Genomic DNA, 23,431 nt, shown 5'->3' on the forward strand with positions numbered 1-23,431 from the left:
TTACTTACCCGCCTTTCCGACCTTGCGGCGGATGACTTCGCCCTCGTACTTGACGCCCTTGGCCTTGTACGGGTCGGGCTTGCGCAGCTTGCGGATGTTGGCCGCAACCTCGCCGACCTTCTGCTTGTCGATGCCCTCGACCGAGAAACGGGTCGGGGACTCCACCTTGAAGGTGATGCCCTCGGGGGCCTCGACGAGGATCGGGTGGCTGTAACCGAGAGCGAACTCCAGGTTCGAACCCTTGGCGGTCACTCGGTAACCGACACCGCTGATCTCGAGCTTCTTCACGTAACCCTGGGTCACGCCGGTGATCATGTTCGCCACCAGCGTGCGGGAGAGGCCGTGCAGGGCCTTGCTCTGACGCTCGTCGTTCGGGCGGGTCACCTGCAGGGTGCCGTCCTCGCCCTTAGCGATGTCGATCGGAGCCGCGACGGTGTGGGACAACGAGCCCTTGGGGCCCTTGACCGAGACCGTACGGCCGTCGATGGTGACGTCCACGCCGGCGGGAACCGCGATGGGGAGCTTGCCGATGCGCGACATAGCTGTTTCCTCCGTTCCCTTCTGCTACCAGACGTAGGCGAGGACTTCCCCACCCACGCCCTTCTTGCCGGCCTGCTTGTCGGTGAGGAGCCCGTGCGACGTGGAGATGATCGCCACGCCGAGGCCGCCCAGCACCTTCGGCAGGTTGGTGGACTTCGCGTACACCCGGAGACCGGGCTTGGAGATCCGCTTGATGCCCGCGATGGAGCGCTCACGGTTCGGGCCGAACTTCAGCTCGAGGACGAGGTTCTTGCCGACCTCGGCGTCCTCGACACGCCAGCCCGTGATGAAGCCCTCCTGCTGGAGGATCTCCGCGATGTGAGACTTGATCTTGGAGTGCGGCATCGACACCGAGTCGTGGTACGCCGAGTTCGCGTTCCGCAGACGCGTCAGCATGTCTGCGATCGGATCAGTCATGGTCATGAATTGGCCTGTGGCCTTTCTCGCCGGGGTTTCCTATATGCGCCATCCCTCTCCCCGTACTTCTGCAGACGGGACGGGTGCGGTGCGGGGACCTACGGCGTAGTAAGTCGTACGGGCGGCAGAGGCCCAACCCTCCTAGCCTAAGGCATGTGAAGGAGGGCCCCTGCCGTTCCGGTTGCTTACCGAGAGGTCCAGGAATCCCTAAAAGTCGGGATTACCAGGAGCTCTTGGTCACGCCCGGCAGCTCGCCACGGTGAGCCATCTCACGAAGGCACACGCGGCACAGGCCGAACTTGCGGTACACGGAGTGCGGACGGCCGCAGCGCTGGCAGCGGGTGTAGCCACGCACACCGAACTTGGGCTTGCGAGCAGCCTTAGCGATCAGAGCCTTCTTCGCCATCTCGCTCACGCCTCCTTGAACGGGAAGCCGAGGTGACGAAGGAGCGCGCGGCCCTCAGCGTCGTTGGTCGCCGTGGTGACCACGGTGATGTCCATACCCCGGACGCGGTCGATCTTGTCCTGGTCGATCTCGTGGAACATGACCTGCTCCGTGAGACCGAAGGTGTAGTTGCCACGGCCGTCGAACTGCTTGGGGGACAGGCCGCGGAAGTCGCGGATGCGCGGCAGCGCGAGCGACAGGGTGCGGTCCAGGAACTCCCACATGCGGTCGCCACGGAGCGTGACGTGGGCACCGATCGGCTGGCCCTCACGCAGCTTGAACTGCGCGATGGACTTGCGGGCCTTGGTGACGGCCGGCTTCTGACCGGTGATCGTGGTGAGGTCGCGGATGGCGCCCTCGATCAGCTTGGAGTCGCGGGCGGCGTCGCCCACACCCATGTTGACCACGATCTTGACGAGGCCGGGAACCTGCATGACGTTCTCGTACTTGAACTCGTCACGCAGCTTGCCCGCGATCTCCTCGCGGTACTTCTGCTTCAGACGCGGAGTGGTGGTGGTAGCCATCAGATGTCCTCACCCGTCCGCTTGGCAACGCGGATCTTGTTGCCCTCTTCGTCGAAGCGGTAACCGACACGCGTGACGACCTTCTGCCCGTCCTTCTCAACGACCAGCTGGACGTTGGAGACGTGGATCGGCGCCTCGGTCGTGACGATGCCGCCGGCCTGGGAACCGCGAGCGGTCGGACCGGCCTTGGTGTGCTTCTTGACCCGGTTGACACCCTCGACCAGGACACGCTCCTCGCGCGGGTAAGCGGCAATGACCTTGCCCTGCTTGCCCTTGTCCTTGCCGGTGATGACCTGGACCAGGTCGCCCTTCTTGATCTTCATGCTTACAGCACCTCCGGCGCGAGCGAGATGATCTTCATGAACTTCTTCTCGCGCAGCTCACGGCCGACGGGGCCGAAGATACGGGTGCCGCGAGGGTCGCCGTCGTTCTTCAGAATGACGGCGGCGTTCTCGTCGAAGCGGATGTACGAGCCGTCCGGACGGCGGCGCTCCTTGACGGTGCGAACGATGACCGCCTTGACGACGTCACCCTTCTTCACGTTGCCACCGGGGATCGCGTCCTTGACGGTGGCGACGATGACGTCACCGATGCCCGCGTAGCGGCGACCGGAGCCACCGAGCACACGGATGCAAAGGATCTCCTTCGCACCAGTGTTGTCGGCGACACGCAGTCGCGACTCCTGCTGGATCACGTCTATCTCCTGATCGTCTGCCGGTTCCCCGGGGGCCGTCTCTCAACGGCCCCCGGAGCCTGGCGGAACTGACCTGCGGGGTTTGCCCCGCAGGAATTACTTGGCCTTCTCGAGGATCTCGACGACGCGCCAGCGCTTCGTCGCGGACAGCGGCCGGGTCTCCATCAGGAGGACGCGGTCGCCGACACCCGCGGCGTTCTGCTCGTCGTGCGCCTTGAGCTTGTTGGTACGGCGGATGACCTTGCCGTACAGCGCGTGCTTGACGCGGTCCTCGACGGCGACGACGACGGTCTTGTCCATCTTGTCGCTGACGACGAGGCCCTCACGGGTCTTGCGGAAACCGCGCGCCTCAGTGTTCTGCTCAGTCACGTTCTTCTCGCTCATCAGGCGTTCTCCACCGTCTCGATGCCGAGCTCACGCTCACGCATGAGGGTGTAGATCCGGGCGATGTCCTTGCGGACCGCCTTGAGACGGCCGTGGTTCTCGAGCTGGCCCGTCGCCGCCTGGAAGCGGAGGTTGAACAGCTCTTCCTTGGCCTCGCGGAGCTTCGCCAGAAGCTCCTCGTTGCCCAGCTCGCGCAGCTCGGACGCCTTGGTACCGGCCGACATCACGCTTCACCTGCCTCGCGCTTGACGATCCGGCACTTCATCGGCAGCTTGTGGGCCGCACGGGTCAGCGCCTCACGGGCGATCTTCTCGTTGGGGTACGACAGCTCGAACATCACACGTCCGGGCTTGACGTTCGCGATCCACCACTCCGGCGAACCCTTACCGGAACCCATGCGGGTCTCGGCAGGCTTCTTGGTGAGGGGACGGTCCGGGTAGATGTTGATCCAGACCTTGCCGCCACGCTTGATGTGACGGGTCATCGCGATACGGGCCGCCTCGATCTGGCGGTTCGTGACGTAGGCCGGGGTCAGCGCCTGGATGCCGTACTCGCCGAACGCAACCTGCGTGCCACCCTTGGACATACCGTTGCGCTTCGGGTGGTGCTGCTTGCGGTGCTTGACCCTACGGGGGATCAGCATGTCGGTCAGGCCTCCGTTCCGGTGCTCTCAGCCGGAGCGGCGGGGGCCTCGGCCTTGGGGGCCTCGGCGCCGGCAGCCTGCTGCGGCTTGCGACCGCGCCGCTCGCCACCGCGGCCACCACGGGCCGGGCGGTCGGCGCCACCGCGGGCCGGGCGGTTACCCGCACGGGCGGCAGCGTTCTCGGCGCGGACCTCGGCGATGTTCTTGACGTCGCCCTTGTAGATCCAGACCTTCACACCGATGCGGCCGAAGGTCGTCTTGGCCTCGAAGAAGCCGTAGTCCACGTTCGCACGGAGCGTGTGCAGGGGCACACGGCCCTCGCGGTAGAACTCCGAGCGGGACATCTCGGCGCCGCCGAGGCGGCCACCGCACTGGATCTTGATGCCCTTGGCGCCGGCCTTCATCGCCGACTGCATGCTCTTGCGCATGGCACGGCGGAAGGAGACGCGGGAGGAGAGCTGCTCGGCGACGGCCTGGGCAACCAGCTGAGCGTCGGTCTCGGGGTTCTTGACCTCGAGGATGTTCAGCTGGACCTGCTTGCCCGTGAGCTTCTCGAGGTCGCCGCGGATGCGGTCGGCCTCGGCGCCACGGCGGCCGATGACGATGCCCGGACGAGCGGTGTGGATGTCCACACGCACGCGGTCACGGGTGCGCTCGATCTCCACCTTCGAGATGCCGGCGCGCTCCATGCCGGACGTCATCATCCGACGGATGGCGACGTCTTCCTTGACGTAGTCCTTGTACAGCTTGTCGGCGTACCACCGGGACTTGAAGTCCGTGGTGACACCGAGCCGGAACCCATGCGGGTTAACCTTCTGGCCCATTACCGGGTTCCTTCCTTGCTGCTGACGACCACGGTGATGTGGCTGGTCCGCTTGCGGATCCGGTAGGCACGGCCCTGGGCGCGCGGCCGGAACCGCTTCAGGGTCGGGCCCTCGTCGACGTACGCCTCGGAGATGTAGAGGCTGTCGGCGTCGGTGTGGTCGTAGTTGTGCGCGGCGTTGGCGATGGCGCTGTCGAGCACCTTGCCGACCGGCACGGAGGCTGCCTGCGGAGCGAATCGCAGAACAGCCTGGGCCTCCGTGGCGTCCATGCCACGGATGAGGTCCACCACGCGGCGGGCCTTCATGGGCGTGACGCGGATGTACCGCGCCTGGGCCCTGGCTTCCATGGTTGTCCCTTCAGTTACTTACGTGTCTGAATGCGATCCGCTGCTAGCGGCGCTTCGACTTCCGGTCTTCCTTGACGTGACCCCGGAAGGTGCGCGTCGGCGAGAACTCGCCGAGCTTGTGGCCGACCATCGACTCGGTGACGAACACCGGGATGTGGGTCTTGCCGTTGTGCACCGCGATCGTGTGGCCGAGCATGGCCGGGACGATCATCGAGCGACGGGACCAGGTCTTGATGACGTTCTTGGTGCCCGCTTCGTTCTGGGCGTCCACCTTCTTGATCAGGTGGTCGTCGACGAAGGGCCCCTTCTTCAAGCTACGAGGCATCTCAACCCGTCCTTAGCGCTTCTTGTTCGTCTTGCGGCGGCGGACGATGTACTTGTTCGACGCCTTCTTGGGCGAACGAGTACGGCCTTCCTTCTTGCCCCACGGGGACACAGGGTGGCGACCACCGGAGGTCCGGCCCTCACCACCACCGTGCGGGTGGTCAACCGGGTTCATGACCACACCACGGACGGTCGGGCGAACGCCCAGCCACCGCTTGCGGCCCGCCTTGCCCCAGTTGATGTTGCTCTGCTCGGCGTTGCCGACCTCGCCGACGGTGGCGCGGCAGCGCACGTCGACCAGGCGGATCTCACCGGAGGGCATGCGCAGGTGGGCGTAGGCGCCCTCCTTCGCGAGCAGCTGCACGGAGGCGCCGGCGGAGCGGGCGAACTTGGCGCCGCCGCCCGGACGCAGCTCGATGGCGTGCAGGGTCGTACCGACCGGGATGTTGCGAATGGCCAGGTTGTTGCCCGGCTTGATGTCGGCCCCGGGACCGTTCTCGACGCGGTCGCCCTGGCTGAGGCCACGCGGCGCGAGGATGTAGCGCTTCTCGCCGTCCGCGTAGTGCAGGAGCGCGATGCGCGCGGTGCGGTTGGGGTCGTACTCGATGTGCGCGACCTTCGCCGGCACGCCGTCCTTGTCGTGACGACGGAAGTCGATCACTCGGTAGGCGCGCTTGTGTCCGCCACCCTGGTGGCGAACGGTCACACGACCGGCGTTGTTACGGCCGCCCTTGCTGTGCAGGGGGCGGACCAGCGACTTCTCCGGCGTGGACCGCGTGACCTCGACGAAGTCGGCGACGCTGGCGCCACGACGGCCCGGCGTAGTCGGCTTGTACTTGCGGATTCCCATTTCTCAGTCCTCGTCCGATATCGGACGATCCGACCCGCTTACGCGGTCGGACCGCCGAAGATGTCGATACGGTCGCCCTCGGCGAGGGTCACGATCGCGCGCTTGGTCGCGGCACGCTGGCCGAAACCGGTGCGGGTCCGCTTGCGCTTGCCCTGGCGGTTGATCGTGTTGACCCCGGTGACCTTGACGTCGAAGACCGCCTGGACGGCCTGCTTGATCTGGGTCTTGTTGGCGCCCGGGGCGACGACGAACGTGTACTTGTTCTCGTCGAGGAGCGCGTAGCTCTTCTCGGAGACGACCGGCTTGAGCAGCACGTCACGGGGGTCCGTGAAGGACTTGCTCAGCGGAGTCTCGACGGTGTTCTTGCCCTCGGCGGCGTGACGGCGCGCCTTGGCGACGCGCGCGGCCTTGGCGGCCTTGGCGGCCTTCGAGGCGATAGCGGGGTGACGGATGGCCATCAGACCTCGCTCCCTTCGGTGTCGTTGGCCTTCGGGCCGGCGACGAAGGACTCGAAAGCGGCCTGGGTGAAGACCACGTCGTCCGAGACGAGAACGTCGTACGTGTTCAGCTGGCCCGGCTCCAGGATGTGGACCTGGGGCAGGTTACGGGCGGACAGCCACGCGGCCTCGTCGGAGCGCTCGGCGACCAGGAGCAGGTTCTTGCGCTCGCTGATCTTGCCGAACAGGCTCTTGGCGGCCTTCGTGGAGATCTGGCCCTCGACCACGCCGGAGACGACGTGGATGCGGTTGTGACGCGCCCGGTCGGTGAGGGCACCGCGCAGGGCGGCGGCCTTCATCTTCTTCGGGGTCCGCTGCGAGTAGTCACGCGGCACGGGACCGTGCACGACGCCACCACCGGCGAACTGCGGCGCGCGGGTCGAACCCTGGCGGGCGCGACCGGTGCCCTTCTGGCGGTACGGCTTCTTGCCACCACCACGGACTTCACCGCGGGTCTTGGTCTTGTGCGTGCCCTGGCGGGCAGCGGCCAGCTGCGCGACGACGACCTGGTGGATCAGCGGGACGCTGACCTTGGCGTCGAAGATCTCCGCGGGGAGCTCGACGGAACCGGCCTTGTCGCCCGCCGGCGAAAGGATGTCAACAGTGCTCATCGGTTACCTCAGGCCCCCTTGGCCGCGGTGCGGACCAGGACGAGGCCGCCGTTCGGACCGGGAACCGCGCCCTTGATGAGCAGCAGACCCTTCTCCGCGTCAACGGCGTGGACGGTCAGGTTCTGGGTGGTGACCCGCTCGTTGCCCATGCGACCCGCCATGCGGAGGCCCTTGAACACGCGGCCCGGGGTGGCGCAGCCACCGATGGAACCGGGCGAGCGGTGCTTGCGCTGGGTGCCGTGTCCGGCGCCGAGGCCACGGAAGTTGTGGCGCTTCATGACACCGGCGAAGCCCTTGCCCTTGCTCTTGCCGGTGACGTCGACCTTCACACCGGCCTCGAACACCTCGGCGGTGATCTCCTGGCCCAGCGTGTACTCGGAGGCGTCCGCGGTGCGGATCTCGACGAGGTGACGACGGGGGGTGACGTCGGCCTTGGCGAAGTGGCCCTTGAGGGGCTTGTTCACCTTGCGCGGGTCGATCTCGCCGAAGGCGATCTGAACGGACTCGTAGCCGTCGACGTCGTTCGTACGAACCTGGGTCACGACGTTGGGGCCGGCCTTGACGACGGTGACCGGAACAACACGGTTGTTCTCGTCCCACACCTGCGTCATGCCGAGCTTCTCGCCCAGGATGCCCTTGATCTGCTTAGCCATTCTCAGCCCACCAGCCTCAGAGCTTGATCTCGATGTCGACACCGGCCGGGAGGTCGAGTCGCATCAGAGAGTCAACGGTCTTGGGGGTCGGGTCGAGGATGTCGATCAGGCGCTTGTGCGTGCGCATCTCGAAGTGCTCGCGCGAGTCCTTGTACTTGTGCGGCGACTTGATGACGCAGTACACGTTCTTCTCAGTGGGCAGCGGCACCGGGCCCGCGACCGACGCACCAGTGCGGGTCACCGTCTCGACGATCTTCTTCGCCGAGGAGTCGATGACCTCGTGGTCGTAGGCCTTGAGCCGGATGCGGATCTTCTGTCCCGCCATGGCTACTCAGTAGTCCTGTCTCTCTTACGCTCTGACACCCGGCGGATTCCTTCTGCTGCCGTCGTTTCTCCGACCCACGCGGTCGGGCGTGTCGCGCTCCCGCTGACACAGATGCCCCTTGTTCGAACATCCCTGCGGGGATTACGACGGCCCTTCCGGAACCGCGGACCGGGGACCTCGGGCCCACCGGGCGCCTGGCCGGTGCCGCGCCCACGCTTCCCGGAAGATTCCCGTACGTCCGCCCCAGTGCTGCCCGAGGGCAGTTAGGACGACGAGTACTGTGGGACTCGCTTCCGGTCCTCCCGGCGGGAGGCGCGCAGCATCAACACTCGACCGAGCAACTCGGACAGTCTGCCATATGGGGCGGGGCGGATGCCAATCGGGGCGGAGAGAATACCCCCGGGGTGACGTAGGTCAAACCGGGGGGCGGCAGGCGGGCCTGCACCGGTCGGCCGGGGATCCGGATCTCCGTCCTTCTGCTGGGCCGTGAACACGACGCAGCCATGGCGGCACTTTGCGTACACCACGGCGAGCGCGGGTGAACAGGCGCCGGCCGTGTCGCGCCGGCCGTCGGCCGTGATGCCGGGCCCGGTGGATGACTCCAGCCCGGCAAAGGCCGCGGCCCAGGCCGTCCCGCCGAACCGTCTCCAGTCGCTACTGGGTTGACGGTCCGCGCCTGCTTCAGGTGCGGGTGACCGTGCCGCAGCCCTTGTGATGGTCGTCCGACAGGGATTTGCTGCGGTCGTAGGGGTCCGCGGCGGGGCCCGTGGCCGGGGCGCCGGTGGGGGTGCCGTCCGGGAAGATCGGGTGGTAGTAGCCGTCGTGGACGCCGCACTCGCTGTTGTAGGACTCGCTGTCGGACGACCGGACGTTGAGCTTGCCCTCGGTCGCGATCCACTTGTGCGGGTCGAGCAGGACCATCGTCAGGTCGCGGCGGATGATCGTCCGGGCCACGACATCGCGGTCTCCCTTTCCGCCGGCCCGGACCAGCGGGTAGACGAAGGTGTAGTCCGCGTGTACCCGCACCTCGCCCGCGGCACCGGCGGAGAACGTCATATGACCGCGCACCTTGACCACCTCACCGGCGAGGGCCACCTCCGTCGGGTCGAAGCGGGTCACCAGGTGCAGGGGGTCGTGGCCCCGGTCCGGGGTGCGCAGCGAGCGCCGCAGGTCGGGCAGTGTGTGGGGCTGCCGCGGGTCGAGCAGGGCCAGCGCCGCGTCGGGCTGCCCGCCGCGCAGCACGGCCGGGTCCAGGTTGGCGCCGACCAGGAACTCCTTGGTACGGCGCAGGGCGAGGGCCACGTCCTGCCGGCTCATCCCGCCCACGGCCTTCGCGGCCGGCACCTCGATGGCGTCCGCCCCCTCGGCCCATCGCCGGGCGGGCGAGCCACGGAAGGGGTCCTTACGGGTGGGCGGTCCGGCCTGGTCGATCCCACCCGGGGCACTCGAGGGCAGCGCCGTCTCGGCGGGCAGCGGTGCGGAGGAGGTGTGGTGACCACCCGGAAACCGGTCCAGCAGCAGCGACGGCCGTACGGCTACGACGGCGAGCCCCACCGCCAGCAACACACCGATCGCCGAGCCCACGGTGCGGCGTCGGCGCCACCGTCGGCGACCGCCGCCCTCGATCACCTGGAACCGCGTCGCCTCGTCCTGCTCCTTCAGCCGACGGGTCACCATCCGCGCCCGCGCGGACGGCTCCTTCGGTGCGTTCCTGCCACCGTCCGCCACGGCCTCGCGCAGGAACGCCTCCCACTGCTCGTCGGGTATGGAGGACTCATCGGGGTGCTCGGAGGGCGGGACGGTGCTCACGGGTTCGCTTTCGGTCGGGTCGGAGCGTGCGGACGTTGGAGCCGCGGATGTGGAGGGTGGTGGGGGCTTCGGCCACCTCGACGCAGTCGTTGCCGTTGCTGCTGTCCGTGGTGCACCGCATCTGCACCACGGGCTCGATCTCGTCACGCCCGTCCGGCCCGGCTCCTCGTCACCGAGCAACTCCGCGTGCGGGGACTCCCGTTGGACGCGGCGCAGCAGAGGCGTTGGCGGACCGTTGGGGTGTCACACGCGACGCGCTAGGACACCGGTCCGGCCGGAGGCCACGGCGCGGGGCCGGAGGGCGGTGGGCCCCACTGGGGTGGAGGCGCCCACGTCGCGGTGAGTCGGCGGCGGTGGCGGTGGCGGCGGACTGCGGTGACGACGGTGATCGTCGCGGTCGCGACGAACGCGGCGACGAAGCAGCCGATCCCAGCGAAGACGTTGCCGACGAACGCCCCCACCCGGGGCTTGTCCCCCAGCGCGAACTCGGCGGGCAGCTCCGAGGTGCAGGTGAGCGTGTAGGTGCCGGTGCTGCCGGGCTTCACCTCGAAGACGCGCTCCCAGGCGCGGGAGCCGGCGGTGACCCGGAAGGTGCTGGACGGCTGGGTCATCGAGCCGGACCGCATGCCCGGGATCCGGCAGTCGACGTGGCCCGGCCCGGACTGGGAGACGTAGATCGCCTTGGTCTTGCCCTGGACGAAGCCGAACGTCCGCGAGTCGCCGCTGGAGAAGCTGTGGGCGGTGTCGACCAGGCTGACGGTGTTCTTCACCGTCACCGCGATGAAGGCGACACCGGCACCGGCCAGGACGAGCCCCAGCAGTCCGGCCACCACGTACCAGAGGCGCCGGGGCCGCAGGTCCTTCGCCGGGATGTGCGGCGGCGGAGGCGGCGGGCCGCCGTAAGGAGGGCCCCACGGGTACGGGTTCTGTATCGCCACAGTGGCGCATGGTACGGCAGTCGCCGCGGTCGGCCCGGTCCGGCTCGTGTTCGTTTCGAGATCCCTAACCCCTTGTAAACGGTATGGAAAATGTGTGAATACTGTATGACTGCCCTGCGGACCGTCTGTACCCGCCCAGTCGGCGGCCCCCACCCATGCCACAAAGCAGGAGAGCTGCGTGAAGATCTCGTTCCTCATCCACAATGTGTATGGCCTGGGTGGGACAAACCGGACGACGATCAATCTCGCCACGGCCCTGGCCGAGCGCCATGAGGTGGAGATCGTGTCGGTGTTCCAGAGCATCGACACACCGCTGTTCTCCATGGACCCGCGGATCAAGCTGACCAGCCTCATCGACACGCGCGAGGTCCCCGAGAAGGACCGGTCCGTACCGGCCCGGGTCTTCCCCGCCGCCGAGGCCCGCTACCACCAGTACAGCACGGTGACGGACGAGCGGGCCGCCGCACACTTCCGCCGGAACAGCCCGGACGTGCTCATCGGGACGCGCCCCGGCCTGAACGTGTATGTCGCGCGCTTCGGCGGCGACCGGACGCTGCGCATCGGCCAGGAGCACATCACGCTCGCATCGCACTCGGAGGCCCTGCGTTCGGATCTGAAGAAGGCCTACGCGCGCCTGAACGCCTTCGTCACGGTGTCCGAGGCCGACGCGGCCAACTACCGCAGTGACATGCCCGTTCCGGGGCTGCCGATCGTCTCCATACCCAACAGCGTCCCCGCGCCGTCGGTCTCCCCGGCCGACCCTGCCGCCAAGACGATCGTCGCCGCGGGTCGCCTCGCGGTCATCAAACGGTACGACCTGCTCGTCCAGGCCTTCGCGAAGGTCGCCGCCAAGCACCCCGACTGGCGCTTGCGGATCTACGGAGACGGCGGCCAGCGCGGGAAGCTGCGCTCTCTGATCAATGACCTCGGTCTGTACGACCAGGTCCATCTGATGGGGCTCGCCTCGCCGATCGAGGCCGAGTGGGTCAAGGGTTCGATCGCCGCGGTGACCTCGGACAGCGAGTCCTTCGGCATGACCATCGTGGAAGCGATGCGCTGCGGAGTGCCGGTCGTGAGCACCGACTGCCCGCTCGGCCCGCGTGAGATCATCCGCGACGGCGAGGACGGTCTGCTGGTCAGGCCGGGAGACGTCGACTCCATCGCCGAGGGCCTGCTGCGGTTGATCGACGACGAGGGCGCGCGGGCCGCGATGGGTGCCGCCGCTCGCCGCAACGCCGAGCGGTTCGACCCCGCCGCGATCGCCGTGCGCTACGAGGAGCTGTTCCGTGAGCTCGGTGCCGGCCGCTCCGCCGCCGCACTCGCCCGCACCACCTCGCTGTGGGGCCGTCTGCTGCGCACCCGCGCCGGCCGGGCGGCCGAGACGCAGGCGGCGGCATCGCAGCCGTCCGCCTCGTCGGCGCCGGCTCCGATGAGCGGGTCCGTCCAGGCCGAAGCGGACGGCTCGCTGCGCGTGGTGACGGCGCCCACCGCGCCGGTCGACAGGGGTGAGGTGCTGCTCATCAGACGCGGCGGCGAGGACCGTACGACCCTGCGCGTGCCGCTCGTCCGTGACGACAGCGGCCGGCTCTCGGCCCCCGTCGAGCGCACGCTGCCCCTGGGGAACGCGGTGTGGGACCTGTGGATCGCTCCGGCGAAGGGGCCGCGCAAGCGGCTGCGCAGCGAGCTGCTCGACCTGCGGGGCCTGATGGACTTCCGGCCCGAGCCCCGACTGTCCCCGGTGCGGGCCCTGCTGCCGTACACGACCGTGGACGGGTTCATCGCGCTGAGCACCCGTGAGGCCGACGTGCACGCCGAGGTGCAGGGCATCGACATCGACGGCGGCGAGATCGGCGTGACGGTGCGCCTGTTCGGGACCGACGCCGACGTCGAGGGTGTCGAGTTGCGGCACCGCGGCCGCGCCGACGCCCCGGTCCTGGAGCCGTCCTGGCACCGGGACGGGGACGGGCTGCTGCACGCCCGCGTCAGCTGCGCGGACGTCGCCCGGCACCACCACGACGAGCAGGACCTGTGGGACCTGTCGGTCCGCGTCGCCGGCCGGGCCCGACCGGTGCGCGTCGGCGGCTGGTTCGGCGACGTCAAGGACCGCAAGAAGGTGTACGTGTACCCCGTCACGGTGTTCGAGGACACCCCGCGCGGACGCGCCCGGGTACGGCCGTACTACACGGTCGACAACGGCCTGTCCGTCAACGCCGTCGACCTGCCGTAGCGGCCCCGGACACCGCTCCGGCAATCTCGGGCGGCGCCTGCTGCGGGAGGCCTGGGCGCGGCCGCGTGCCGAGGGCGCCGAGCTGCTGACCGACGAGGATCATGCGCTCGTCGACCGTGGGGCCAAGGCGCACCGGAGAACCCTGGCCGGGTCGGTGCCGCTGGTGCCGGTCGCCCGGATACGCGCCGATGTGCCCGCACTGCCCCGGCCCGACGGCACCGATCTGCTGCAGGCGCTGTGGTGCGCCTTCGACCATCCCGAGGACGGGTACGTACCGGTGGTCGAGCTGCACCGGCGCCGGTCCGCCGATGTCGTCAGCGGCAGCCGGCGGCCGGTGGAGCACGCCGAATACACGGGCCACCACTGTGACGGCCCCGCGCGCGACACGCAGATCTCCATCCGCCGGGGCTGCGGCCTCCAGGTGTACGTGTGCGAGGCCTCGTACGGCCATCCGCCGGTGCGGAACATGCAGTGACCGGCCGCCGGGAAAGCGAAGAGGCCCGTACGACCGGAGTCGTACGGGCCTCTCCCAGGTCAGAGACCTTCAGGTCGGATGACCCTCAAGCAAGCGGAACTTACTTGACGATCTTGGTGACCTGGCCGGCGCCCACGGTGCGGCCACCCTCGCGGATGGCGAACTTCAGGCCCTCTTCCATGGCGACGGGCTGGATGAGCTGCACCGTCATCTCGGTGTTGTCACCCGGCATGACCATCTCGGTGCCCTCGGGGAGGGTCACCACGCCGGTCACGTCCGTCGTACGGAAGTAGAACTGCGGGCGGTAGTTGTTGAAGAACGGCGTGTGGCGGCCACCCTCGTCCTTGGACAGGATGTAGGCCTGGGCCTCGAACTCCGTGTGCGGGGTGACCGAGCCCGGCTTGATGATGACCTGGCCGCGCTCGACGTCCTCGCGCTTGATGCCGCGGAGCAGCAGACCGACGTTCTCACCGGCCTGGCCCTCGTCGAGCAGCTTGCGGAACATCTCGATACCGGTGACCGTGGTGGTGGTCTTCTCGGTCTTGATGCCGATGATGTCGACGGTCTCGTTGACCTTCAGGACACCACGCTCGATACGGCCGGTGACGACCGTACCGCGACCGGTGATCGTGAAGACGTCCTCGATCGGCATGAGGAACGGCTTGTCGACGTCGCGCTCCGGCTGCGGGATCGACTCGTCGACGGCGTTCATCAGGTTGAGGACGGAGTCCACCCACTCCTTCTCGCCCTCGAGGGCCTTGAGAGCGGAGACCTTGACGACCGGGACGTCGTCGCCGGGGAACTCGTACTCGGAGAGGAGCTCACGGACCTCGAGCTCGACGAGCTCCAGGATCTCCTCGTCGTCCACCATGTCGGCCTTGTTCAGGGCGACGACGATGTACGGAACGCCGACCTGGCGGGCCAGGAGCACGTGCTCCTTGGTCTGCGGCATCGGGCCGTCGGTCGCGGCGACCACCAGGATCGCGCCGTCCATCTGGGCGGCACCGGTGATCATGTTCTTGATGTAGTCCGCGTGACCCGGGCAGTCGACGTGGGCGTAGTGACGCGCCTCGGTCTGGTACTCGACGTGCGCGATGGAGATGGTGATACCGCGCTGGCGCTCCTCGGGCGCCTTGTCGATGTTGTCGAACGGGGTGGCCTCGTTCAGGTCCGGGTACGCGTCGTGCAGCACCTTGGTAATGGCGGCCGTGAGGGTCGTCTTACCGTGGTCGATGTGACCGATGGTGCCGATGTTGACGTGCGGCTTAGTCCGCTCGAACTTCGCCTTCGCCACTGGGGTCCTCCTGTGGAGTGGTTCTGTACGCCTTACTTCATCGGCGCCAGGTGATCTTTGCTGTAAAGGCCCGGAACCGGGGGCAAACATCCGGGTTTACGGCTGTTTGCCCCTTGAGGCTCCGGAGTCAAGCCTACGGCGTGTGAACGCGGTGCGTTACTCGCCCTTGGCCTTCGCGATGATCTCCTCGGCGACGTTCCGCGGAACCTCGGCGTAGGAGTCGAACTGCATGGAGTAGCTGGCGCGGCCGGACGTCTTGCTGCGCAGGTCGCCGACGTAACCGAACATCTCCGAAAGGGGCACGAGGCCCTTCACGACGCGGGCACCGGCCCGCTCCTCCATGGCCTGGATCTGGCCACGGCGGGAGTTGATGTCGCCGATGACCTCACCCATGTAGTCCTCGGGCGTGGTGACCTCGACGGCCATCATCGGCTCGAGCAGCACGGGGCTGGCCTTGCGCGCGGCCTCCTTGAAGGCCTGCGAACCGGCGATCTTGAAGGCGAGCTCGGAGGAGTCGACCTCGTGGTAGGCACCGTCGTGCAGGATCACGCGGACACCGGTCATCTCGTAACCGGCGAGGATGCCGAACTGCATGGCCTCCTGCGCACCGGCGTCCACCGAAGGGATGTACTCCTTCGGGATGCGGCCACCGGTCACCTTGTTCACGAACTCGTACGAGGTGTCGCCACCCTCGAGCGGCTCGATGCCGATCTGCACCTTCGCGAACTGACCGGTACCACCGGTCTGCTTCTTGTGGGTGTAGTCGACGCGCTCGACGGCCTTGCGGATCGTCTCGCGGTACGCCACCTGCGGCTTGCCGACGTTGGCCTCGACCTTGAACTCACGGCGCATACGGTCGACCAGCACCTCGAGGTGCAGCTCGCCCATACCACCGATGATGGTCTGGCCGGTCTCCTCGTCCGAGTGGACCTGGAAGGACGGGTCCTCCTCGGCCAGGCGCTGGATCGCGACGCCGAGCTTCTCCTGGTCGCCCTTCGACTTGGGCTCGATGGCGACCTGGATGACCGGCGCCGGGAAGTCCATGGACTCCAGGATGACCGGGTTCTTGTCGTCGGACAGCGTCTCACCGGTGGTGGTCTGCTTCAGGCCCATGACGGCGACGATGTCGCCGGCGCCCACCGAGTCGATCTCCTCACGCTTGTTCGCGTGCATGCGGTAGATCTTGCCGATGCGCTCCTTCTTGCCCTTGACGGAGTTCAGCACCGAGGTGCCGGACTCCAGGCGGCCCGAGTAGACCCGGACGAAGGTGAGCTTGCCGAGGTGCGGGTCGCTCATGATCTTGAACGCCAGCGCGGACAGCGGCTCGTCGTCGGAGGGCTTGCGCTTGACGACCTCCTCCGGGTTGTTGACCGCGTGGCCCTCGATGGCCTCGATGTCAACCGGGGAAGGCAGGTAGCGCACGACCGCGTCGAGCAGGGGCTGGACGCCCTTGTTCTTGAACGCGGTGCCGCAGAACACCGGGGTGACCGTGGTGCCCTTGCCCTTGCCGGACGCGATGGTGATACGACGGATCGCGGCGTACAGCTGCTCCTCGGAAGGCTCCTCGCCCTCCAGGTACAGCTCCATGATCTCTTCGTCGTTCTCGGCGACGGCCTCGACCAGCTTGCCGCGCCACTCCTCGGCCGCCTCGGTGTGCGTGGCCGGGATGTCGACGACGTCGTACATCTCGCCCTTGGTCGCCTCGGCGGACCACACGAGCGCCTTCATGCGGACCAGGTCCACGACGCCCTTGAAGTCGGCCTCGGCACCGATCGGCAGCTGCATCACGATCGGCTGAGCGCCCAGGCGGTCAGAGATCATGTCGACGCAGCGGTGGAACTCGGCACCGGTCCGGTCGAGCTTGTTGACGAAGCAGATACGCGGAACGCCGTAGCGGTCCGCCTGACGCCACACCGTCTCGGACTGGGGCTCGACGCCGGCGACGCCGTCGAACACCGTCACGGCACCGTCGAGCACGCGCAGGGAGCGCTCCACCTCGACGGTGAAGTCGACGTGACCCGGGGTGTCGATGATGTTGATGGTGTGGTCGACGTTCTCCAGCGGCCAGTGGCAGGTGGTGGCAGCAGAGGTGATCGTGATGCCACGCTCCTGCTCCTGCTCCATCCAGTCCATGGTGGCAGCGCCGTCGTGGACCTCACCGATCTTGTACGACACACCGGTGTAGAACAGGATCCGCTCGGTGGTGGTCGTCTTGCCCGCGTCGATGTGGGCCATGATCCCAATGTTGCGGACCTTGGCCAGGTCAAGTGAAGTGGTAGCCATAAGGCTTCAGTCTTCTCTCGGTCTCGATGTGGGTAGCGACTACCAGCGGTAGTGCGCGAAGGCCTTGTTGGACTCGGCCATCTTGTGCGTGTCCTCGCGCTTCTTCACGGCCGCACCGAGGCCGTTGGAGGCGTCGAGAAGCTCGTTGAGGAGACGCTCGGTCATGGTCTTCTCGCGACGGGCGCGGGAGTAACCGACCAGCCAGCGCAGCGCCAGCGTGTTGGCACGGCCGGGCTTGACCTCGACCGGGACCTGGTAGGTGGCGCCACCGACACGGCGGGACTTGACCTCGAGGGTCGGCTTGATGTTCTCGAGAGCGCGCTTGAGCGTGACGACCGGGTCGTTGCCGGTCTTCTCGCGCAGGCCCTCCATGGCGCCGTAGACGATGCGCTCGGCGGTGGAGCGCTTGCCGTTCAGCAGCACCTTGTTGATCAGGGAGGTCACCAGAGGAGAACCGTAGACCGGGTCGATGATGACCGGGCGCTTCGGGGCGGGGCCCTTACGAGGCATTCTTACTTCTCCTTCTTGGCGCCGTAACGGCTGCGAGCCTGCTTGCGGTTCTTGACACCCTGGGTGTCGAGCGAGCCGCGGATGATCTTGTAGCGAACACCCGGCAGGTCCTTCACACGGCCGCCGCGCACGAGCACGATGGAGTGCTCCTGCAGGTTGTGTCCCTCACCCGGAATGTAAGCGGTGACCTCGATGCCGCTGGTCAGACGCACACGCGCGACCTTGCGGAGGGCCGAGTTCGGCTTCTTCGGGGTGGTCGTGAACACACGCGTGCAGACGCCACGACGCTGAGGGGAACCCTCGAGTGCGGGCGTCTTGTTCTTCTCGACCTTGTCCTGCCGGCCCTTGCGGACCAGCTGCTGGATCGTAGGCACTACTTCTCCGGTTTCTGTGTGCCGATGGGTACAGCTAACCTGGAACGTCGCCGACCCACGCGGTCGGGTGTGTCGAATCCGGCGGACTCCCGCCGCTAGGCGAAAAGAGCACAGATTACGGTGGCCGCTCAGGGCTCGCCGTGCGGTCTGAAGGCACGCACGAGAGCCAGGGCACACCCCAGGCACAAGGTCTGAGCGTACCTACCTCACGGACTTCGGTCAAAACAAATGGAGCGAGCACCGACACGCCGGTCGTCCCACCTCGTCGGCCAGGTTTGGTCCCAGTTGTCCAGTGCCCGGCGTGGGGCCGCCGCGGAAGGGCGTCACACCTGGTCGGAGGGCCGGAAAGCGCCCTTCGGCCGCGCCTGGCCGGTTTCCGCTCTTGCCGGGGATATGCCCGTTGCGCTTTCAGTACGTTGATCCGTCCGCTGCGGGTGAACAATTCGGGGGGCCGGCATGGCGAGCACGTGGACGACCGCGTCTGCACGGGACGACGGCGGTCTGGACGACCGGGTGCCCTTCCTCGCCCGGCTGGAAACCGAGGACCGGGAGGTGCTGCTCGCCCTCGGCCGGGAGCTGGCCTTCACCGCCCGCACGGTGCTGATCCACCAGCACGAGCCGTCCTCCCACGTGCTCTTTCTCGTGCAGGGCTGGACCAAGGTGACCGCGGCGGCCGCCAACGGCTATGAGGCGCTGCTCGCGCTGCGCGGCCCCGGTGACATCGTCGGCGAGTCGGCGGCGCTGACCGGGCGGCCGCGCTCGGCCACCGTGACCGCGCTGGAGCCGGTGCGCTCGCTGGCCGTGGAGCACGAGCGGTTCCGGGACTTCCTGCGCCGCTCCCCCGCCGCCTCCTTCGCCCTGCTGGGCCTCACCGCCGACCGCACCCGCGCGGCCGACCGGCGCCGGCTGGAGTTCGCCTCCATGAACGTGCGCGAGCGGCTCGCCGTCCTGCTGCTGGACCTGGCCCGCACGCACGGCCGCCGCACCGAGGAGGGCATCGAGGTCTCCGTCCCCCTGAGCAAACAGGAGCTGGCGGGCTCGGTGGGGGCCTCACGCGAGATGGTCCAGCGCCTGCTGAAGGAGCTGCGCGACAAACACGCGGTCACCACGGGCCGCCGGGCCCTGCTCATCCACCGCCCCGACGTTCTGCGCCGAATAGCTGCCGCAACCTCCGCCTCCACCCCGGGCACCCCGTGGATCCCGTCTCCGCCGGGGCCGCCGGACGGGGAGTGACGGGGCGAGGGCGCCGGGGGCGTGGGGGGACGGCCGGCATCGGGGCCGCAGAGGATGCGGGCGGGCCTCGAGGCCGTACGGGGGAACGGCCGGCGCCAGGACCAGGTGACGAGGGGCGCCGGGGCGTGGAAGGCCTGCTGGCATCGGGGCCGGAGAGGATGACGGCGGGCATCGAGGCCATACGGGGGAACGGCCGGCACCAGGACCGTAGAAGGCGCTGGCAGGCACCGAGACCGCACAGCGGGACGGCCGGCACCAGAACCGTAAAAGGTGACGACCGGCACCGAGACCGCGCAGTGGGAACGGCTCGCACCAGGACCAGGTGACGAGGGGCGTCGGGGCGTGGAAGGCCTGCTGGCATCGGGGCCGGAGAGGATGACGGCCGGCACCAGGACCGTAGAAGGCGCTGGCAGGCACCGAGACCGCACAGCGGGACGGCCGGCACCAGAACCGTAAAAGGTGACGACCGGCACCGAGACCGCGCAGTGGGAACGGCTCGCACCAGGACCAGGTGACGAGGGGCGTCGGGGCGTGGAAGGCCTGCTGGCATCGGGGCCGGAGAGGATGACGGCCGGCACCGAGACCGCACAAAGGGACGGCCGGCGCCAGGGCCGGCGGGAGCCGGCATCGGTGTCGCCGGAGGTGACAAAGGTCATCGGGGCGCTGGGAGGGTGACCACCGCAGGACCGTGACCGCAGTCACCCGGGCCGGCGGGAGGGCGACAGCGTTCGTCGGGGCGGCCTCGAGAGGGTGACAACCGCGGGACGGTGCCCGCGCCCACCAGGTCTGCAGGGGCGACACCGCTGACTGCCGCAGGGGCGACGGTCACACAGTCACCGGCCGCCAGATGGGTGACAGGCGCGGCGCCGGCCGCTCGCGGGCACCGGGGCCGCCCCGGGGAAGGACCGCAGCCGGCAGTCACCAGGGCCGTCCGTGCAGCGGCGCCGGCCATCACTGCTACCCCCCGTCCCGAAGAGTGACGCCGGCCATCACGGCCACTCGAACGGTGACCTCGGCCCCCGGGGTCACTCTGTGCACACGGTCACACTTCGACTGCGTCATCCGCCCTCACGGCCGCCGCCGAAGCGCAGCCACTCTGCTGCCCTGCACGGCGAACCCTCCGAGAGGCGACGATGACCGACCCCGTGAGCCGTACGATCCTGCTGCTGGACATCGAGAGGTTCAGCGACCGGGACGACGTGGAGCAGGCCTATCTGCGGCGCATGCTCTACGACATCACCGACCGCACCCTGGAACGCGCCGGCATCGACGAGACCCAGCGGTTGCGCGCCGACCGCGGGGACGCGGTCCTGGCACTCATCGATGCGAACGCTTCGGTCACGACGCTGCTGCGGGTCCTGCTCAAGGAGGTTCCCGCCGAGCTGCACGCCGTCAACCGCATGGCGTCCCGCTCCGCCCAGATCCGGCTGCGCGGTGTCGTCGCCACCGGCTATGTCGCCGTGGACGAACTCGACGGCTGGGTCGGCTCCGATCTCAACCACGCCTGCCGCCTGCTCGACGCCGGTCTGCTGCGCGACGCCCTGCGCGAGCGGTCCGACGACTTCGCGCTGTGCGTCTCGGACGCCCTGTACGCGGGCGTGGTGCGCCACGACCACCCCGGCATTCCCGCGGCCGAGTTCCGCCCGGTGACGGTGGGCAGCAAGAACGGCCCGCTGAAGGCCTGGCTGCACGGGCCGCTGCCCGCCGGCCAGGACCGGCACGAGGACCACCGTGACACGGGGGAGGGGGAGGTGCCGGGCGGTTCGGGGGACCGCTCGGCACCGCGCACACCCGCCGCCCCCGCCGGAGACGGCCCGGCGCCGGCCGGATCGGGGGGAGCCCCGGCGCCGGGCCCGGTCATCAACGTCCACGGCGGCAGCTTCACCGGCGGGCTGATCGGCGGCAGCCAGTTCGGCGGCATCAGCGGCGGCCACTTCACCGGCGACGTCGTCCTCGGCGAACCCGGCAAGGACCGCGGGCGCGGGCGGGGTGAGGGCGCGTGAGCACACCCGAGGCGCAGGCCCCGCCCCACCCGGCGGCCGCGGCGGGGGCCGAGCCGGCCGCGGACGAGCCCAGACCGGCCGAAGGCGGCGCGGACCCGGGCGAGTCCGAGGAGCGGGACCAGCCACAGACCGCCTGGTCGGCACGGCGCGACCTGGTCGACCACAGCCCCCGCACCATGAACGTCGGCGCCCGCGCCCGCTTCAGCGGCGGTCTGCTCGGCGGCGACCAGCACGGCGGCATCAGCGGCGGCCACTTCACCGGCGACGTCTTCCTGGGCGGCAGGACGGAGGTCTACCAGCTCGCGGCGCCCGCTCCGGTCCTGGCCTCCGGAGAGGTACCGCAGGCCACCCTGGAGGAGCTGGAGCGCGGTTTCGCGGCCGACGAGCAGCTGATGTGCCGGCTGCTGGCCCGGCTGCGCGATGAGCGCGTTCTGGTGCTGTCGGGCGGGCGCTTCACCGGCCGGCGCACGGCCGCCCTGATGCTGCTGCACCGCCTCGGCGCCCTGCCCGTGCGCACTCTGGTCCGCGACACCGGCGCGAGCGGCCTCGCCGAACAGTTCGGCGGCGAGCAGCAGGCGCGCGGTCACGTCTTGTGCGACCTGGCCCCCCGCCGGGACGAGCCCCTGCGCTGGACCCATCTGCTGGCCGCCCGCGACCGGCTCGCCGAACGGGACGCCTATCTCGTCGTCACGCTCGACCCGAACGCGGCCCTGGACGACGTCACCGCCGAGGAGTGGCGTCCGCCGGCCGCCGCCGACGTCCTGACCGCCCAGCTGCGCGCCCGCACCGATGAGGAGACGGCCCGGAAACTGCTCGCACTGCCGCAGGTGGCGGACTTCCTCGGGCGCAGCCACCAGCCGCGCGAAGCTGCCGCGTTCGCCAGGCTGCTCGCCCGATACGCGACCGGAGAGGCCAACGAGGACGCGGTCGGCCGGTTCTCCCTGGTGTCGCTGGAGAACCAGGTTCAGGAGTGGTTCGAAGAGGACGAGAGCCATCTCCACCTGCGTGACAAGGCGTTTCTCATCGCACTCGCCGCCTTCGACGGCGGTTCGTATGCGCTCACCGCGGAGCTGAGTGATCTGCTCTACCGCTTCCTGCAGGAGACCCAGGACCCCGCGCGCGTCCCCGAGGTCCCCGTCTTCGGCACCCATGTCGGCAAGCGGCTGCAGCTCGCCCGCGCGGAGATGTACGTGGACGACGAGCGCACCCAGTGGGGGCCGGTCACCCAGCAGAAGGCCAGGTTCCGCGACGAACGGACCTGGACCGTGCTGCTGCGCGAGGTGTGGACCGGCCACCCCTCTGCCCGGCCCGCACTGATCCGCTGGCTGCGCCGGCTCGCCGACGACGGCCGCCCACTGGTGCGCACCCGGGCCGCGTCCGCCGTCTCCGTCCTGGCCCACACCGACCTGCCGTCGGCGATGGCGCTGGTCATCGAACCATGGGCGACCTCCAAGACGTTCCGTCAGCGACTCGCGGCCGTCAACGCCCTCACCCTCGCTCACCTCGCCGGCATGCCCAACGTCCCGCGCATCCTCGACGCCTGGTGCCAGGGCGACGACCGGCAGCTGCGCTGGGCGGCCGTACGGGCGTATGCGCTGATCGGGCCCGAGCGTCCGGAACAGGCCCTGGCCGCGCTCCGCAGCGCTGGGCGCCGTCTGTACTACGAGGGCGAGGGCCATCCGGACAGCCTCGACCACGAGATGGCGCGCGAGCTGACCGAGGCCGTGGAGCTGCTGCTGCTCTCCTCCGCCGCCGATCAGGTCCTGACCGAGTTGTGCGCCCATCTCAACGACGACTACGCCGTGCGTGACCTGACACTCGGTGGCTTCGTACGGGCCTGCGGGCACACCGAGGACGACGAGCCGTACGGCACCCCGCTGATCCTCGCCTGGTACGCCCGGGCGTCGGCCGAAGGCGGGACGGCTGCCCGCGAGATCCCGTTCCTGTGGCGTGCCGTGCTGTCCGACAAGGAATCGACGGTCGTCGCACTCGAAGCGCTGCGCACCTGGGTGCTCATCGCCGATCGGTCACCGACCGCCGAGTGGGCCCTGGCCGCCTTGCTGCCCACTCTCGGCACCACCCGAGCGGAGTGCCAACGCCTGAGCCATCTGCTGCGCACCATGCGAGGCGAGGACGGCGCTCCCCCGCCGCCGGTCGCGGCCCGGCTGCTGGCCACGCTTCCCACCCACTGACCTACCCCTGGACGA

Annotated in this window: 28 protein-coding genes; 5 read left to right on the top strand and 23 right to left on the bottom strand. The window is 68.9% G+C overall.

Annotated features, from left to right (window positions below):
• The 19 genes from rplF to FB563_RS10650 form a co-directional block, all read right to left on the bottom strand.
• On the bottom strand, window positions 1-540 hold the full coding sequence (rplF, locus tag FB563_RS10550) for a 50S ribosomal protein L6 (RefSeq protein WP_055706475.1): 540 nt from the start codon (window positions 538-540) through the stop codon (window positions 1-3).
• A 24-nt stretch (window positions 541-564) separates the two neighbouring features.
• Window positions 565-963, bottom strand: coding sequence for a 30S ribosomal protein S8 (rpsH, locus tag FB563_RS10555; RefSeq protein WP_055706474.1), 399 nt, complete (start codon window positions 961-963; stop codon window positions 565-567).
• Window positions 964-1,177: 214 nt separating this feature from the next.
• On the bottom strand, window positions 1,178-1,363 hold the full coding sequence (locus FB563_RS10565) for a type Z 30S ribosomal protein S14 (protein ID WP_003948630.1): 186 nt from the start codon (window positions 1,361-1,363) through the stop codon (window positions 1,178-1,180).
• A gap of 5 nt (window positions 1,364-1,368) precedes the next feature.
• Entirely contained in the window at window positions 1,369-1,926 is a 558-nt protein-coding gene (gene rplE, locus FB563_RS10570) for a 50S ribosomal protein L5 (protein WP_019753095.1), read from the bottom strand.
• Window positions 1,926-2,249: a 50S ribosomal protein L24 gene (gene rplX, locus FB563_RS10575; protein ID WP_055706473.1), complete on the bottom strand. Its 324-nt coding sequence runs from the start codon at window positions 2,247-2,249 to the stop codon at window positions 1,926-1,928. The genes rplE and rplX overlap by 1 nt, the downstream gene beginning before the upstream one ends.
• 2 nt (window positions 2,250-2,251) lie before the next feature.
• Complete coding sequence (gene rplN, locus FB563_RS10580; protein ID WP_003998823.1) at window positions 2,252-2,620, bottom strand: 50S ribosomal protein L14; 369 nt, start codon at window positions 2,618-2,620, stop codon at window positions 2,252-2,254.
• A 96-nt stretch (window positions 2,621-2,716) separates the two neighbouring features.
• Window positions 2,717-3,004, bottom strand: a complete 288-nt coding sequence (rpsQ, locus tag FB563_RS10585) for a 30S ribosomal protein S17 (RefSeq protein ID WP_055706472.1) — start codon at window positions 3,002-3,004, stop codon at window positions 2,717-2,719.
• Entirely contained in the window at window positions 3,004-3,228 is a 225-nt protein-coding gene (gene rpmC, locus FB563_RS10590) for a 50S ribosomal protein L29 (protein ID WP_007494763.1), read from the bottom strand. The genes rpsQ and rpmC overlap by 1 nt, the downstream gene beginning before the upstream one ends.
• Window positions 3,228-3,647, bottom strand: coding sequence for a 50S ribosomal protein L16 (rplP, locus tag FB563_RS10595; protein ID WP_009190136.1), 420 nt, complete (start codon window positions 3,645-3,647; stop codon window positions 3,228-3,230). Before rplP ends, rpmC begins: the two co-directional genes overlap by 1 nt.
• Before the next feature lie 5 nt (window positions 3,648-3,652).
• The gene (gene rpsC / locus FB563_RS10600; protein ID WP_055706471.1) at window positions 3,653-4,471 is read right to left on the bottom strand and encodes a 30S ribosomal protein S3; all 819 of its coding nucleotides are present in this window, start codon (window positions 4,469-4,471) and stop codon (window positions 3,653-3,655) included.
• Window positions 4,471-4,818, bottom strand: a complete 348-nt coding sequence (gene rplV / locus FB563_RS10605; RefSeq protein ID WP_019329637.1) for a 50S ribosomal protein L22 — start codon at window positions 4,816-4,818, stop codon at window positions 4,471-4,473. The genes rpsC and rplV overlap by 1 nt, the downstream gene beginning before the upstream one ends.
• A 43-nt stretch (window positions 4,819-4,861) precedes the next feature.
• The gene (gene rpsS, locus FB563_RS10610) at window positions 4,862-5,143 is read right to left on the bottom strand and encodes a 30S ribosomal protein S19 (protein ID WP_004984529.1); all 282 of its coding nucleotides are present in this window, start codon (window positions 5,141-5,143) and stop codon (window positions 4,862-4,864) included.
• Between the two features lie 12 nt (window positions 5,144-5,155).
• Window positions 5,156-5,992, bottom strand: a complete 837-nt coding sequence (rplB, locus tag FB563_RS10615; protein ID WP_055706470.1) for a 50S ribosomal protein L2 — start codon at window positions 5,990-5,992, stop codon at window positions 5,156-5,158.
• Window positions 5,993-6,030: 38 nt separating this feature from the next.
• The gene (gene rplW / locus FB563_RS10620) at window positions 6,031-6,450 is read right to left on the bottom strand and encodes a 50S ribosomal protein L23 (RefSeq protein ID WP_055706469.1); all 420 of its coding nucleotides are present in this window, start codon (window positions 6,448-6,450) and stop codon (window positions 6,031-6,033) included.
• Window positions 6,450-7,100, bottom strand: a complete 651-nt coding sequence (rplD, locus tag FB563_RS10625) for a 50S ribosomal protein L4 (protein ID WP_055706468.1) — start codon at window positions 7,098-7,100, stop codon at window positions 6,450-6,452. Before rplD ends, rplW begins: the two co-directional genes overlap by 1 nt.
• 8 nt (window positions 7,101-7,108) lie before the next feature.
• On the bottom strand, window positions 7,109-7,753 hold the full coding sequence (rplC, locus tag FB563_RS10630) for a 50S ribosomal protein L3 (protein WP_014674369.1): 645 nt from the start codon (window positions 7,751-7,753) through the stop codon (window positions 7,109-7,111).
• Between the two features lie 16 nt (window positions 7,754-7,769).
• Window positions 7,770-8,078 (bottom strand): 30S ribosomal protein S10, encoded by a 309-nt coding sequence (gene rpsJ / locus FB563_RS10635; protein ID WP_003948644.1) that lies wholly within the window; start codon window positions 8,076-8,078, stop codon window positions 7,770-7,772.
• Between the two features lie 681 nt (window positions 8,079-8,759).
• Window positions 8,760-9,887, bottom strand: coding sequence for a hypothetical protein (locus FB563_RS10640; RefSeq protein WP_055706467.1), 1,128 nt, complete (start codon window positions 9,885-9,887; stop codon window positions 8,760-8,762).
• Window positions 9,888-10,144: 257 nt separating this feature from the next.
• Window positions 10,145-10,825 carry a hypothetical protein gene (locus tag FB563_RS10650; RefSeq protein WP_055706466.1) on the bottom strand — a complete coding sequence of 227 codons (681 nt, stop codon included), beginning with the start codon at window positions 10,823-10,825 and terminating at the stop codon, window positions 10,145-10,147.
• Between the two features lie 178 nt (window positions 10,826-11,003).
• Between FB563_RS10650 and FB563_RS10655 the strand changes: the two genes are divergently transcribed.
• Both FB563_RS10655 and FB563_RS10660 read left to right on the top strand, forming a co-directional pair.
• The gene (locus FB563_RS10655; protein WP_055706465.1) at window positions 11,004-13,052 is read left to right on the top strand and encodes a glycosyltransferase family 4 protein; all 2,049 of its coding nucleotides are present in this window, start codon (window positions 11,004-11,006) and stop codon (window positions 13,050-13,052) included.
• Between the two features lie 154 nt (window positions 13,053-13,206).
• Entirely contained in the window at window positions 13,207-13,527 is a 321-nt protein-coding gene (locus tag FB563_RS10660) for a hypothetical protein (RefSeq protein ID WP_055706464.1), read from the top strand.
• 100 nt (window positions 13,528-13,627) lie between these two features.
• Here the strand turns inward: FB563_RS10660 and tuf are convergent, their stop codons facing one another.
• The 4 genes from tuf to rpsL all read right to left on the bottom strand — a co-directional run bounded on the left by tuf (window position 13,628) and on the right by rpsL (window position 17,988).
• Window positions 13,628-14,821 (bottom strand): elongation factor Tu, encoded by a 1,194-nt coding sequence (gene tuf, locus FB563_RS10665; RefSeq protein WP_055706463.1) that lies wholly within the window; start codon window positions 14,819-14,821, stop codon window positions 13,628-13,630.
• 156 nt (window positions 14,822-14,977) lie between these two features.
• The gene (gene fusA / locus FB563_RS10670; protein WP_055706462.1) at window positions 14,978-17,104 is read right to left on the bottom strand and encodes an elongation factor G; all 2,127 of its coding nucleotides are present in this window, start codon (window positions 17,102-17,104) and stop codon (window positions 14,978-14,980) included.
• Between the two features lie 39 nt (window positions 17,105-17,143).
• Window positions 17,144-17,614 (bottom strand): 30S ribosomal protein S7, encoded by a 471-nt coding sequence (gene rpsG, locus FB563_RS10675; protein WP_055706461.1) that lies wholly within the window; start codon window positions 17,612-17,614, stop codon window positions 17,144-17,146.
• Between the two features lie 2 nt (window positions 17,615-17,616).
• Window positions 17,617-17,988, bottom strand: a complete 372-nt coding sequence (gene rpsL / locus FB563_RS10680; RefSeq protein ID WP_003948652.1) for a 30S ribosomal protein S12 — start codon at window positions 17,986-17,988, stop codon at window positions 17,617-17,619.
• Between the two features lie 456 nt (window positions 17,989-18,444).
• On the opposite strand from rpsL, the gene FB563_RS10685 reads away from it, so the two are divergent.
• The 3 genes from FB563_RS10685 (at window position 18,445) to FB563_RS10695 (ending at window position 23,416) form a co-directional block, all read left to right on the top strand.
• Complete coding sequence (locus FB563_RS10685) at window positions 18,445-19,221, top strand: Crp/Fnr family transcriptional regulator (RefSeq protein ID WP_055706460.1); 777 nt, start codon at window positions 18,445-18,447, stop codon at window positions 19,219-19,221.
• 1,133 nt (window positions 19,222-20,354) lie between these two features.
• Window positions 20,355-21,224 (top strand): hypothetical protein, encoded by an 870-nt coding sequence (locus tag FB563_RS10690; RefSeq protein ID WP_055706459.1) that lies wholly within the window; start codon window positions 20,355-20,357, stop codon window positions 21,222-21,224.
• The gene (locus FB563_RS10695) at window positions 21,221-23,416 is read left to right on the top strand and encodes a hypothetical protein (RefSeq protein WP_055706458.1); all 2,196 of its coding nucleotides are present in this window, start codon (window positions 21,221-21,223) and stop codon (window positions 23,414-23,416) included. Before FB563_RS10690 ends, FB563_RS10695 begins: the two co-directional genes overlap by 4 nt.
• Window positions 23,417-23,431: the final 15 nt, after the last annotated feature.

The sequence above is a fragment of the Streptomyces puniciscabiei genome (assembly GCF_006715785.1).
GTDB lineage: Bacteria > Actinomycetota > Actinomycetes > Streptomycetales > Streptomycetaceae > Streptomyces > Streptomyces puniciscabiei.

Bases quoted from the DNA above. Each gene is read 5' to 3' on its own strand.
- rplF (WP_055706475.1), bottom strand. From the start codon at position 540: ATGTCGCGCATCGGCAAGCTCCCCATCGCGGTTCCCGCCGGCGTGGAC.
- rpsH (WP_055706474.1), bottom strand. From the start codon at position 963: ATGACCATGACTGATCCGATCGCAGACATGCTGACGCGTCTGCGGAAC.
- FB563_RS10565 (WP_003948630.1), bottom strand. From the start codon at position 1,363: ATGGCGAAGAAGGCTCTGATCGCTAAGGCTGCTCGCAAGCCCAAGTTC.
- rplE (WP_019753095.1), bottom strand. From the start codon at position 1,926: ATGGCTACCACCACCACTCCGCGTCTGAAGCAGAAGTACCGCGAGGAG.
- rplX (WP_055706473.1), bottom strand. From the start codon at position 2,249: ATGAAGATCAAGAAGGGCGACCTGGTCCAGGTCATCACCGGCAAGGAC.
- rpsQ (WP_055706472.1), bottom strand. From the start codon at position 3,004: ATGAGCGAGAAGAACGTGACTGAGCAGAACACTGAGGCGCGCGGTTTC.
- rpmC (WP_007494763.1), bottom strand. From the start codon at position 3,228: ATGTCGGCCGGTACCAAGGCGTCCGAGCTGCGCGAGCTGGGCAACGAG.
- rplP (WP_009190136.1), bottom strand. From the start codon at position 3,647: ATGCTGATCCCCCGTAGGGTCAAGCACCGCAAGCAGCACCACCCGAAG.
- rpsC (WP_055706471.1), bottom strand. From the start codon at position 4,471: ATGGGCCAGAAGGTTAACCCGCATGGGTTCCGGCTCGGTGTCACCACG.
- rplV (WP_019329637.1), bottom strand. From the start codon at position 4,818: ATGGAAGCCAGGGCCCAGGCGCGGTACATCCGCGTCACGCCCATGAAG.
- rpsS (WP_004984529.1), bottom strand. From the start codon at position 5,143: ATGCCTCGTAGCTTGAAGAAGGGGCCCTTCGTCGACGACCACCTGATC.
- rplB (WP_055706470.1), bottom strand. From the start codon at position 5,992: ATGGGAATCCGCAAGTACAAGCCGACTACGCCGGGCCGTCGTGGCGCC.
- rplW (WP_055706469.1), bottom strand. From the start codon at position 6,450: ATGGCCATCCGTCACCCCGCTATCGCCTCGAAGGCCGCCAAGGCCGCC.
- rplD (WP_055706468.1), bottom strand. From the start codon at position 7,100: ATGAGCACTGTTGACATCCTTTCGCCGGCGGGCGACAAGGCCGGTTCC.
- rplC (WP_014674369.1), bottom strand. From the start codon at position 7,753: ATGGCTAAGCAGATCAAGGGCATCCTGGGCGAGAAGCTCGGCATGACG.
- rpsJ (WP_003948644.1), bottom strand. From the start codon at position 8,078: ATGGCGGGACAGAAGATCCGCATCCGGCTCAAGGCCTACGACCACGAG.
- fusA (WP_055706462.1), bottom strand. From the start codon at position 17,104: ATGGCTACCACTTCACTTGACCTGGCCAAGGTCCGCAACATTGGGATC.
- rpsG (WP_055706461.1), bottom strand. From the start codon at position 17,614: ATGCCTCGTAAGGGCCCCGCCCCGAAGCGCCCGGTCATCATCGACCCG.
- FB563_RS10685 (WP_055706460.1), top strand. From the start codon at position 18,445: ATGGCGAGCACGTGGACGACCGCGTCTGCACGGGACGACGGCGGTCTG.
- FB563_RS10690 (WP_055706459.1), top strand. From the start codon at position 20,355: ATGACCGACCCCGTGAGCCGTACGATCCTGCTGCTGGACATCGAGAGG.